The sequence below is a fragment of the Halomicronema sp. CCY15110 genome, from assembly GCF_016888165.1.
Classification (GTDB): Bacteria; Cyanobacteriota; Cyanobacteriia; order Phormidesmidales; family Phormidesmidaceae; genus Halomicronema.
Genome location: NZ_JACSWC010000362.1, coordinates 1 through 11,540, shown reverse-complemented (window position 1 = coordinate 11,540; position 11,540 = coordinate 1). Strand labels below are relative to the sequence as shown.

9 protein-coding genes are annotated in these 11,540 nt (G+C 52.1%); all 9 read right to left on the bottom strand.

Going from position 1 to position 11,540, the window contains the following annotated elements; all coding sequences use genetic code 11:
- Positions 1 to 72: 72 nt before the first annotated feature.
- Positions 73 to 1,551, bottom strand: coding sequence for a Na+/H+ antiporter NhaC (nhaC, locus tag JUK32_RS17140; RefSeq protein ID WP_204140082.1), 1,479 nt, complete (start codon positions 1,549 to 1,551; stop codon positions 73 to 75).
- Between the two features lie 265 nt (positions 1,552 to 1,816).
- Complete coding sequence (locus tag JUK32_RS17135) at positions 1,817 to 2,137, bottom strand: SHOCT domain-containing protein (RefSeq protein ID WP_204140081.1); 321 nt, start codon at positions 2,135 to 2,137, stop codon at positions 1,817 to 1,819.
- A 173-nt stretch (positions 2,138 to 2,310) separates the two neighbouring features.
- The gene (locus tag JUK32_RS17130; protein WP_204140080.1) at positions 2,311 to 2,733 is read right to left on the bottom strand and encodes a DUF6325 family protein; all 423 of its coding nucleotides are present in this window, start codon (positions 2,731 to 2,733) and stop codon (positions 2,311 to 2,313) included.
- A 31-nt stretch (positions 2,734 to 2,764) separates the two neighbouring features.
- Complete coding sequence (locus JUK32_RS17125) at positions 2,765 to 3,847, bottom strand: hypothetical protein (RefSeq protein WP_204140079.1); 1,083 nt, start codon at positions 3,845 to 3,847, stop codon at positions 2,765 to 2,767.
- Positions 3,848 to 3,967: 120 nt separating this feature from the next.
- Positions 3,968 to 5,239: an arginine deiminase gene (gene arcA, locus JUK32_RS17120; RefSeq protein WP_204140078.1), complete on the bottom strand. Its 1,272-nt coding sequence runs from the start codon at positions 5,237 to 5,239 to the stop codon at positions 3,968 to 3,970.
- A 45-nt stretch (positions 5,240 to 5,284) separates the two neighbouring features.
- Positions 5,285 to 6,757, bottom strand: coding sequence for a basic amino acid/polyamine antiporter (locus tag JUK32_RS17115; protein WP_204140077.1), 1,473 nt, complete (start codon positions 6,755 to 6,757; stop codon positions 5,285 to 5,287).
- 442 nt (positions 6,758 to 7,199) lie between these two features.
- Positions 7,200 to 7,694, bottom strand: coding sequence for a DUF1269 domain-containing protein (locus tag JUK32_RS17110; RefSeq protein WP_204140076.1), 495 nt, complete (start codon positions 7,692 to 7,694; stop codon positions 7,200 to 7,202).
- A 101-nt stretch (positions 7,695 to 7,795) separates the two neighbouring features.
- A complete protein-coding gene (locus JUK32_RS17105) occupies positions 7,796 to 8,185 on the bottom strand; it encodes a response regulator (protein WP_204140075.1) in 390 nt (129 codons plus the stop codon).
- Positions 8,186 to 8,530: 345 nt separating this feature from the next.
- Positions 8,531 to 10,210, bottom strand: a complete 1,680-nt coding sequence (locus JUK32_RS17100; protein ID WP_204140074.1) for an alpha/beta hydrolase — start codon at positions 10,208 to 10,210, stop codon at positions 8,531 to 8,533.
- Between the last annotated feature and the right edge of the window lie 1,330 nt (positions 10,211 to 11,540).

Sequence of the window (11,540 nt, the reverse complement as noted above, 5' to 3'; positions counted from 1 at the left end):
GCTTCTTTTGTCGTCGTGTTTCTAGGTGTCCCAGGTAGCAAAACCTTGGCAAGAGAACTTTTCAAACACCCTCTAAGTCTCATGCAGAGGGACCGCAGGAATTTTTTCGATTTTAAAACCAGTAATGCCATAGCCCAGCGACAGCAGCGGGCTGGCAATGTTGAAGATGCAGTAGGGCAAATAAAGAAACGTCGGCACGCCCAATGTGGCGGCCATAAATGCCCCGCAGGAATTCCACGGGACCAACGGCGAGGTGACGGTGCCGGCATCGGCGGCCACGCGAGAGAGGTTTTGCGGCTGCAAGCCCCGTTTCTGAAATTCCACCTTAAAGATCCGCACTGGCAGGACCAAGGCAATGTATTGATCGCCCGCAAAAATATTCAGTCCGATCGCAGTACACACAATGGTTAGAAATAACTTGCCAGTGGTTTCGGCCCGCATCAGCACTGGGTTAATCAGCTTAGCAAGCAAGCCAAATTCTTCCATTAAGGTGCCAAACGTCACCGCCCCGATAATGATCCAAAGCGTATAGAGCATGCTATCCATGCCGCCGCGAGATAGCAGTCGGTCGATGTCAGCGATGCCAGAGTTTTCCTGATAGCCGTTTGCCATCGCCAGCCATACGCCTTTGATAAATACTATCGGTGTCGCCAAATCGGGCTCATCGACAAATCGGATAACAACCTGCGGCTGCAGAATGATGGCCGTGAGACCGCCTACCAGAGCCGCTAGCATGATCGCTAGGGGGGCCGGAACCTTGCGAAATGAGAGGATACCCAGTATCAACAGGGGGATTAGGGCGAGGGGGGTAATCCAAAAAATTTGGTCGAGCTGGGCCAAATCCGTGACGGTTTCAATGCCTTCGACCACCTCTGTTTGACTGCCGATAATGGCAAACACGATGAGCGCGAGAATAAATGCGGGGCCGGAAGTCCAAAGTTGGGCCCGAATGTGAGTGTAAATATCGACTCCGGCTAACTGGGCACTGAGCACCGTCGTTTCTGATAAGGGGGAGGTTTTGTCACCAAAGTAGCCACCTGAGATCACTGCCCCAGCGGTCACTACCGGCGAAACGCCCAGCAGTGAGGCAATGCCGACTAAACCGACGCCAATGGTGCCCACGGTTGTCCACGAACTGCCGATCGCACTGGCAACAATCCCACAGATGATGCCTGTCGCCAGATAAAACCAACTGGGCTGAAGAATTTGAATGCCGTAAAACACCAGGGTCGGAATCGTACCGGCCATATTCCAGGTGCCGATCAATGCACCGACCGCTAGCAGAATAAAGATGGCGCTGTTAATTGAGGCGATCGCCCGCCCCCCAGAGGCACTGATTGCACTCCAGGGATGCCCATTTTTGAGAATGATGAGCGAGGCCGCCATAGCGCTGAGGATGAGGGCAACTTGCACTGGCCCATCGATCGCGGTTAACCCAAATAAGTAAACCGAGCCGCCGATCATCAAAATCAGTATCACCAAGGGAATGATGGCGTCTAAAAACGAAGGCTCGCGGATCGGGCGCGGTGACGAAGGCGGTTGACCGGTCATAGGACTTACCTGACTCCTAATTGAGGTTGGGGAGGGGCAGAAAGCGGGCGATCAGCGGGCTGATGGGGACCAACTACGAGATTTTGAAGAATGCGGAAACTTATACCAGTTCTCTGAGGTTCGACTCCACCGCTTTTCGAACCGATCCCCTCACCCCTCCTGGATCAAGGAGGTAATCCAATCCAGGTTGTGTAAAGCCCCTTGATTAAGGGGGCGGCGACAGCGGGGGATCTGCGATCGGTAGCGCTAGCTTGCAGAATGGGGATTAGACCAGAAGCTTAGATTTAGCTTGCTGAAACTCGTCTTCGGTGAGCGCCCCGACGGCTTTTAATTCGGCGAGTTGGGCCAACTGCGCGACGAGATCAGCCGGGGCGGCAGCGGCTGGCCCCGGCTGCGCGACGGGCTGAGGCACATAGGCCACTTGGGCTGGTTGGGGTTGAGCAACTGTGCTTGAGTTGGCCTGTGGGTTCATGCGGTTATGGACGGCGTTGCTGGTGGCGGTGGCGGTACCCGCAATCACGGCTGTGCGGGCAGCGGTGCGAGCGGTACTGCGGAGTAAGCCAGGACTGCGGCGGTTTCTGGGCATGGGTGGCTCCTTGGGGTGAATGGGTATGAGGGTAGCGGGGTGGCTGGGTGGCTGGGTGGGTTTCGAGTTAGGGGGATGGCAAGTCGCTGATCGGTTCGGGGACTTTGAAATGCCAGAAGCTTCGTGCCCGAGGGATTCACTTTTGCCTTTTGAATTTTGCCTTTTGAATTTTGCTATGCGTGCTTGACGGTGGTGGCGGCTTCGATGACGCTATGGGGGATGCGATCGCTCAGCAAAAGTTGACCATTGGCCTGCAAAACGGCATCGCGAAATTGGGTGGCCCAGGTATTTTCAAACAGCATCACAGCGGCAAAGGAATCGGGGTCGAGCTGTTGCGCAATGTCAGCCACATCTTCTTCGGAAATGAGGCCGGAAATTTCGGCGATGGCAGTATCCAAAAGACTGTGATCAACGTCTGCCATCTCATCAAGCTCGGCGGCGGTGACTGCGCCGGTGATGCTTTTGCGGATAAACAGAATATCGATGATGCGAATCGTTTGGTGATCGACCAAATCTTTGAGTTTCAGGGCGATGTTGTCGGTAATAGCCGTTTCAGGAAACCTGATGCAGATGATTTCGACGGGGCCTAAAGGCATAACAGTTGCTCCGGAAAGCGTGATTTCGGGCTCAATATCGCAGGATGAGGGCAATTTTTTGATGTTGGGCAAGTTCGCCGTCATCCATAAGTTCGACTTCGCCGCCTTTCAGCAAAACGGCTTCGATGATTTCATCCACTGCGTCGTCCATCACGTCGGTGCCGCCAGGGGTTTCGACGACTTTGAGACCGCCGTTGTCGGTGACGATCGCCGGTACGTGATAGTTCTTTTCGACTAACAGCAGTTTGCCGCGACCATCATTAGCGAGTCGCCATACTTCTTCGATGGCGGATACGACTTTTTGCTGGCCCATGGCGATATCCAACTGTTTGAGGGCGTCGTCGTGGCGCTGTTGGCGCATCGTTTGAGCGATCGCCCAAATATCGGAGGTGAGTTCGGCGATCGTGGCCCGGTCAAAGCTACCGGTCAGGGTTCCGGCGATATCGCCTTTGTACTCCGACACTTCTTGAAAAAAGGAAATCTGCCGCTTGACGCCGCCGATCACCAGCGGTAAATGCTCGGAGCTGGGCTGGCTATAGGTGGCAAAGGCGCGATCGACCTGTTGGAAAAAACGGCGATGGCGATCGTCCACATAGGCTGTATCCGCCTCATAGGGAATCGGTGCCGTGGCGGCAGGCCCCGTCATTTGCATCGGAAAATTTTCGTCGAACACCTCTTCCAGCGCTTCCCCAGTACCGGCGAGCAAGCGAGTGGCGTTTTGACTCAAGAGGAAGACCCAGTAGCGCAGGGTGCGGTGCATGCCATACAGCAAATCGCGCGTGGCAAAGGTTTGATCAATGATGACGCGCTCGGGCACGTAAAAGGGCACATAAAACTTTTTGGCGAAATCATGGCTGACAAATAAGACCAACCCATCCAGGGTGTGGTTGTAGTTAATGTCGGCCACCAGCGTTTCTAGTCGCGCCAGCAAGGGGGCGATGTCGCGGTCAGCAAATTCTTGGCTCAGTCGGGTCGTGGCTTCATCGACCAGATTTTTCACTCGAATCGGATCTTTTTTGTTGTCGGGAAAGTGGCGGTGGGTGGGCAGCAAAATCGACAGGGCGGGCACGCTAGTCATTGACTGTAGCGCTTGCAAATCGTGGCGAGTAATCATGGTGGGTTTCCTTTCGATCTAAATAAAGCTGATCGGGTTGAGGCCAGTCGATAGCCTGTATCGGAGACTCGATTAACGGTTCTGATCCCGATCAGCAGGGAATTCATCATCTCCCAGCAATTAGTAGTCCACGGCGTCGCGGATGATGGGACAGGTCATGCAGTGACCGCCGCCGCGCCCGCGCCCGAGTTCGGCCCCGACAATGGTGACCACTTCGATGCCTTCTTTGCGCAGGGCGGTGTTGGTGACGGTGTTGCGGTCATACATGATGACAACGCCGGGTTCCAGGCAGACGGCGTTGTTGCCGCTATCCCACTGCTGGCGCTGTTCTTGATAGGCATTGCCGCCCGTTTCGACTACTCGCAGTTTCTTTAGACCCAAGGCGGCAGCCACGACCTCGACAAAAGACTGATCTTCTTTGACGATTTCGTAGCCAGGAGCTTTGTCACTGGGGTAAATGGAGAAAGTCACCACCTGATCCATGATGGGGGGGAAGAGGGTGACGAGGTCGCGATCGCAGAACGTAAATACCGTATCCAGGTGCATGGCCGATCGCAGCTTGGGCATACCCGCCACAATTACCCGCTCAGCGCCTCCCTTGGCAAACAGATTAGCGGCCACCTGCGTAATCGCTTGATGTGAAGTGCGCTCGCTCATGCCGACGAGCACGGTTCCCTTGCCAATGGGCATGACATCGCCGCCTTCAAAGGTGGCCGCCCCGTGATATTGGGTCGGGTCGCCCCACCAGATGTCAAAGTCAGCGTCGACAAAATCGGGGTGAAACTTATAGATCGAGGTGGTGAGAATGGTCTCCTCATGACGAGCGGGCCAGTACAGCGGGTTGAGGGTCACGCCGCCATAAATCCAACAAGTGGTGTCACGGGTGTAAAGGGTATTGGGCAAGGGGGGCAGCAGATAGCCAGTATAGCCATCGTTGGCTTGGGCGAGCTTCAGCAGTTCGCTGCCAAAGTCGCCGGGCATGTCGTAAACGGCCAGGCCGCCAATGAGATACTCAGCCAATTTGGCGGGGGGCAGCTCATCTAAAAAGGCGCGGACATCGTCGACTAACCCTAACCCCACCTCATTCGGCACCATGCGCTGGTCGAGAATCCACTGTTTGGCGTCAGGAATGGCGACGGTTTCGGCGAGCATTTGATGCATTTCGACGACATCGATGCCGCGATCGCGCATCTTCAGCACAAAGTCGGCATGGTCGCGCTTGGCCATATCGACCCACAGCACATCGTCAAATAGCAATTCATCGTTGTTGCTGGGGGTCAGCCGCGAGTGGGCTAGCCCTGGCGAGCAGACCATCACTTTGTGCAATTTGCCCACTTCGGAGTGAACGCCATAGGGTTTGGTTTTAGCGGGCGAAGACGTAGTAGCGGTCATGGTTTCCTCTTGAATAGGGATCATTAATGGGGTGTCGGGCAGGCCCTAAAAGGCAATTTGTCCCGAAATCAGGCCGACTAAGGCGGTGATGGCGGCGATCGCCGCTACCGTGAATACAAACCATTCCACCGGGGTAAAGATCCGCAACTGCTGCTCCCGCCGGGCGAGGAAAAATAGGATGGTGCCGGGAACTAAAATCAAGGCCGCCAGCAGCAGCTTATCCAGCCCCCCCGCCACGAGCATGAGAATGGCGTAGGCGGTGGCGACTATCGCGATGATCATTTCGCGATAGCGGGTGGAATCGTCACGTTCATAGGTTTCGCGGGTTAGCGCTAGCTTTAAGGCGAAAGCGGCTACCGTCAAATAGGGGATGAGGGACATCGCACTGGTCAGTTCCAGCGCCAGGTCAAAGGCATTGTCAGCAAACAGCGTGACAATTAAAAACCCCTGCACCACGATATTGGTCATCCATAGAGATACGGCGGGGACTTTTTGAGCATTCTCGCGGTAAAGGAAGTTAGGCATGAGGTTGCTTTTGGCAGCCATAAACGGCACCTCCGCAGCAAACAAGGTCCAAGCAAGAAAGGCCCCCAAAACCGAGATCAAGAGACCCAGACTGATAAAGATGTTGCCCCAGCGACCAACCACTACCTCCAGTGCTCCCGCCATGGAAGGATTACGCAGTTCGGCTAGTTCTGCCCGAGGCAGCAACCCATAGGGCAATAGGGTCACCATGATCAGCAAGGCCAGCACTCCAACAAAGCCTAAGATGGTTGCGAGTCCCACATCTGAGCGCTTTTCGGCATAGCGAGAATAGATGCTAGCCCCCTCAATACCGATGAACACGAACACCGTCACCAGCATCGTGTCGCGCACCTGCGCCCAGAGTGGCTCGTCGTAGCCCTGCCCCCCCAGAAAATTGGCGGTAAACACGTCAAAGTTAAACGCAAACAGCAGGATAAAGACAAAGGTGACAATCGGCACAATTTTGGCGATCGTCACAATGGTGTTGACGCCGGCGGCCTGTTGTACGCCGCGCAAAATCATGAAGTGGAACAGCCAAATGATGATGGATGACCCAATCACTGCGGCAACGGTGTCGCCGTCGCCAAACACTGGGAAAAACTCTCCCAGGGTCGATTTGATGAGGACAAAGTAAGAGACGTTGCCGACGCAAGTGCTAGACCAAAACGCCAAGGCCGCGAGGAAGCCGATGTAATTGCCAAATCCGGCTTTCGCATAAATGAATACCCCGGAATTGAGATCGGGCTTGCGCTGAGCCAGATTTTGAAAAACGAACGCCAGCATCAGCATCCCCACACCGGCAATCAGCCAGGCGATCAGTGCGCCCATGACCCCTGTTGCACGGGCAAAGCGACCCGGCAGGGTGAAAATGCCAGCGCCCACCATCGAGCCTACGACCAAAGCCGTCAGCGCCCATACCGAAAGGGTCTGCTTCTCCTGGTTAGAGCTATCAGCCGGGCCTATAGCTGAGCTATAGTCTTGCGGTGAAGCCATAATCTACTCCGTATTGATTTGGACAGATACGAAATCAGTCTTAAACCGCTCTAATTCTCAAAAGGCGCGTCAAACTGTCGTCCGAGAGCACATCGCAAGGGCTATACTCCCCCGATCGCAAGGCCTCTCAGGGTAGTTAAACCTCATCCAGATTCAGAAGTGAAGTTTTAGCCACTGCTCGAATCTCACCGCCTGCGGCACCTCTCCTGACCAAGGAGCGGTGAGGTGAGGTTTTCCCGAACATGTAAAACTCCAGTTTTCAACTTGGACTGGGTTTACAACATATTCTTAGTCTCCAAGCGCTGGGCGATCAGGGCAGGACCGATAGGGCATGGGGCGATCGCGGCCAAAACCGAGAATACGCTTACCAACAGCGCCAGATTCTGATGCCCTCAACCCAAGTGGCGTCCCAGAAATATTGCCCGGGCTTAATTCACTGCATCTAAAGATCTGCGCCAAAATCCTCTTTCAACTTGGCTTCTTGCTCAGCCGTCAGGTTGGACTGCACGAGCTCGCCCCGCTCTTCAGGAGCAAAAGCGTCCTTTACCTTGTCAACTGTGACTGGTCCCGTCAGCAAGAACAGCGCCGAGGTTCCCTCAGTCACCTTGCCCCGCACTTCTTTAATGAATTCGTCGTTAATGCCATAGTCAGTAAATTTTCCCGAGAGGGCTCCAGTCGTCGCCCCCACAATCATGCCGAACAAGGGAACGAGAAAAATCAGCCCGAATAACATGCCCCAGAAGGCACCCCCTAAGGCACCGACACCGACGGTATTGACAGCCTGATAGGTTTTCGGCTTTTTCCGTCCCTCCGGCCAGAACACGATCGCGGCATCCATAACTTTGATAATTTCTTGTTTTTGCAGACTCTGTAGCTTATCCAGAACCTTCTCGGCCCCATCCGCACTATTGAATTTCCAAACCGTTAAGGTAGACATCAGATTCTCCAGTAGCTTATTCAAACTTTCTAATCAACAAGAGCCAATCAAAACAGGGCTGGCAATCACGGCAATCCCTAACTCTCTAGCTAGACGTGAACCTAGGGAGCAGCCTCATCCCATTTCATCAAGCGGGTAATATATTGAGGCAATGTGAATGGATTAAATGGCTTAGTAATTGCCCCGGCAAACCCCATTTCACTGAGCTGTTCGGGTGTGAAAAGACGGGCTCTTGATGAAATCAGCAAAATAGGAATGGATTGATCATGAGAATGAGTTTTCAACTGCTCAATGAACAGCAAAGCATCCATTTCCGGGGTTGAGGTGTCAACCAAAATCAAATTGGGTCTTTGCTGCTCGCACATAAGAATCCCTTCTCTAATGGAGCTTGAAAGCATCACATCCCAACCGCCAAGCTCTTTTAGGCAAGCACCTAAAACCTCTCGAAGGCCGATCTCATGTTCGATCAATAGAATGGACTGAATCGCCATAGACAACCCCTTGTATAAATGGCAGGGGGAAGGTCAGAGGTATTCTTGACTAGGCAATCAGCAAGTGGTTTAGCGATACCTCAATTCCTTAGAAAGAAGCGTAGAACAAGAAAATATGAAACTCATAGTATCGAGAACCCAGTTGATTAATTGCTGAGAATCATCTGGTAATTCTTTTGACCCAAGGAGTAATATTAGTTACCTGCCTAAATTTTCTGTCGCCTAAAAACTATTAGTCTCAAGCTCCTAAACCTATCATCCATCAGTGCTTTCGTGATAGATTCTGAAAGAGAGACTACTGCTAATTTTTAACCTCAAAGGCACAGCGATCAACCAGCTTCAGTATCAGTTATTCTCAGATGTCAATGGTTCTGGCCAGTCGCGGATCAGGTGCATTGAGAAAGGTGGCTGGCTAATGTAATTAACGTAGGATGCTTCTAGGTAGGGACGATATTCATCACGGTTAGCAAGGTGAGTTTGGGCAAAAGCAACTATTAGGGCTCTGTAGTTACTTCTCAGCCAAGCTTCGGCCAGTTCGAGATCCAAGTTTGCTTCAATAGGGTAGACAAATTGCATCAACGCGCGAGTTGACTCTGCACTATGAGCCTTTTGATCTACCAACAAAAAGTATTTGTCGGGGGTGGTTAACCATTTAAAGGTGTCAGCTTGCTCTGGAATGACTGGAGTCACATAGTCATACACCCCTCCGGCAATTAAGGTGGGAACCTGAATCTGGGCTGCACCACTCTGGCCAAATAAATTGCTGACCGTGTTAAAAGCCATGACTAATTTAATGCGTTCATCCTTTAACCCGCCTTGGCTCAGCATGGCGACATCTTGGGGAGAGTTTGCTAATTCAAGCGCTCGGCACTGCAGCAGTTTGGAGATGTTAGAAACAAATACTGCATCAGGGTTGCATTGCTCTTGCAACCAGGCAAAATCAACTGTGGCCCCTGCGTTAGCCAGTACGGTGTATCCGCCAAACGAATGACCGATCGCTCCCACTGACTGAGTGTTGAGTTGTCGATTCCACTGGCTATCGTTGAGCCGACTCAGTTCATCGAGTAAAAACGAGACATCTTGAGGTCGATCAATAAACTCCCGACGCTGAAAAAATTCATCGGCTAGCCACGCCTCTAACTCATGTTTTTGAGTTTCGTTGCTGCCCACATGTTCAGGCATCGCGACTGCAAAGCCATAGGACGCTACATGCTCGGCCACGTCTCTGAAATAGACTCGGCTATGGCCCAAACCATGGGAAAAGACGATTATGGGGACTGTTCCCGCATCGGCATTCGGCACCTCAGGCAAAAACAAATCCGCCGGAACAGGACGATTTCTAGCGTCATCTACCAAATCGAGCGGGATAAATCGCACCGGATAGGGACCGCGATCGCGCAAATCAGGTAAGTCCGCATAATCTATCGGATGATTCTCAGCGGTGAGGGCGGATTGTGTGGCGACTGCTTCCATAAATGTATCTGTCTCTGCGATCGCCCGCTGTAGCTGACGTCGGATCGCTAAGACCCGTAACAGATCAACCGTGACACTCTCAGTCGGAAACAAGCGCAGAACATCGATAAGAGAGCCGCCTCCGGGTTCATGCATAGCCTGGCTCAGGGCCGATCTGAGGGCAATTTGGCCGTTGCGTCCACTGCCTGTCCGAATGGTTAAACCCGTCGACTGCAGTAGCCGAGTCCCCATCGGAGAATACAGTTTTTGAGAAAAGGCAATGGGATCTTCAGACCTAGAGGTCACCAGGGCCATTTGCAGAGTGGTTAAAGTTTCGTCGTCTAGATTGCCAAGAAAAGGGCTCAGATGTTCGTCGACAGTGCCATCTTCAGCAAAGGTGACAAGGGAAGCAACGGGTAAGGTACGACTAAAGAAACCAACCCGGAATTTAACTTGCTCTGCACCAAAGCTGGGCGTCGCGATCGCGATGCCCATTACGGTTGCCGACAATATTCTCAACATGGCTGGGGCAACGTATAGCCGCAGTGGCAAGCCTGGAACTGTTATTTTCATATAATTTTCCTACTTTTAAGGGCTAAGCTATTGAAGCTACTCAGCCTTCTGGCCAGACTGCTCTGAAAAGATGATTATATCTGCCCTCAATTCCCTAATGTTTCAGAATAAGTATTGCCCTATAGTCTCACAAATAACAGAATAGTGAAATGACATGATTGTGAGTTTTCAGCGATGGACTGATGCATTTCTAAGCACACTCATGGCCGACATTTCTGACGATCTATTCAACACGATTGGCTAACTTATTTAAAGATTCATGAATTCATTTCAAGGCTCATGTGCAAATTCATCTAAAACGAATCAATTCTTCGATCGCCAGCTAATCACGGTGGGGCTTTGCTGCTCAATTATATTGGCTGGCTCCTCGCGGCAATTTAGCAGGTGCAACATGATTAATTCCAGTTCAGTAAGTTGACATCACTGAAAGCGTCGACACGCCATACTTTACTGTTTAGGTATTAGGATTAGTCGCATTTCAGCACCGTTCACGTTCCTTGCGATTAATACATCAGGGACTTTTATTTATCTGACCATTGCTGCTTTGCTGATCGGATTCATCCAGTGAGTTACTTCCCGCGATACGTTCCCCCACATTTCCCAAAGCTCGGCAACCGGATATGCCCTGGTCTGATCAAACTGAAACATGTCGCCTTCGGTCGATATCTCCTCTTGGTATCGCTTGGGATAACTTTGCTGTTGCTGATCAACATCGCCAGTTTGCCATCCTCGGCGGTGGCCCAGATGCCGCCTCTTGTACCCCCCAGCAATCACACCTTACCCGCGGGAATCGAGCAACAAGGCACCTTAGAGACGGCATCGGTCAAACTAGATGGCAAAACTCTGTTTAGAATTGCCTCGCCAACGGTAATAAATCGCAGTGATCCAGGTCCTCAAGTACCGATAGAAGTGAGAGCCAGTCAGATTGAAAGTAACCTACAGCGAGTTTTACCGAGTACCTGGTCTAGTGAAGCAGTGATTTATCCGGGGAGCCTGAATGTCGTTATCAACACCGTCAATGGCTTTCCTGTATTGTTTGCAGAAAGCCCCTTTTTTTCAGCCCAGAGTACTGCTTACCGTCACGGATGAAGACGCTCAGGATTACGGCATCAGTCGAGAAGAGGTTGCTAATCTGTGGCAGGATGAATTGGACAGAACCTCCGCCAGGCTCTAGAAATCCGTCAGCCAGAGGCTCTGAGGCAGAGGCTACGAACTTTCTTCAAGGTACTGATTAGTACAATTATTGCCACTCTGGGACCTTAGTGGTGCAGAAAAGTCCTGAGAGTATTGATGTAGCTAGATTCTCAGATTGAGAAGGGGAGCCATCTGT

Coding starts and splice junctions, on each gene's coding strand:
- JUK32_RS17130 (WP_204140080.1), bottom strand. CDS start 2,733: ATGCCTTTAGGCCCCGTCGAAATCATCTGCATCAGGTTTCCTGAAACG.
- JUK32_RS17115 (WP_204140077.1), bottom strand. CDS start 6,757: ATGGCTTCACCGCAAGACTATAGCTCAGCTATAGGCCCGGCTGATAGC.
- nhaC (WP_204140082.1), bottom strand. CDS start 1,551: ATGACCGGTCAACCGCCTTCGTCACCGCGCCCGATCCGCGAGCCTTCG.
- JUK32_RS17100 (WP_204140074.1), bottom strand. CDS start 10,210: ATGAAAATAACAGTTCCAGGCTTGCCACTGCGGCTATACGTTGCCCCA.
- JUK32_RS17110 (WP_204140076.1), bottom strand. CDS start 7,694: ATGTCTACCTTAACGGTTTGGAAATTCAATAGTGCGGATGGGGCCGAG.
- JUK32_RS17105 (WP_204140075.1), bottom strand. CDS start 8,185: ATGGCGATTCAGTCCATTCTATTGATCGAACATGAGATCGGCCTTCGA.
- JUK32_RS17135 (WP_204140081.1), bottom strand. CDS start 2,137: ATGCCCAGAAACCGCCGCAGTCCTGGCTTACTCCGCAGTACCGCTCGC.
- arcA (WP_204140078.1), bottom strand. CDS start 5,239: ATGACCGCTACTACGTCTTCGCCCGCTAAAACCAAACCCTATGGCGTT.
- JUK32_RS17125 (WP_204140079.1), bottom strand. CDS start 3,847: ATGATTACTCGCCACGATTTGCAAGCGCTACAGTCAATGACTAGCGTG.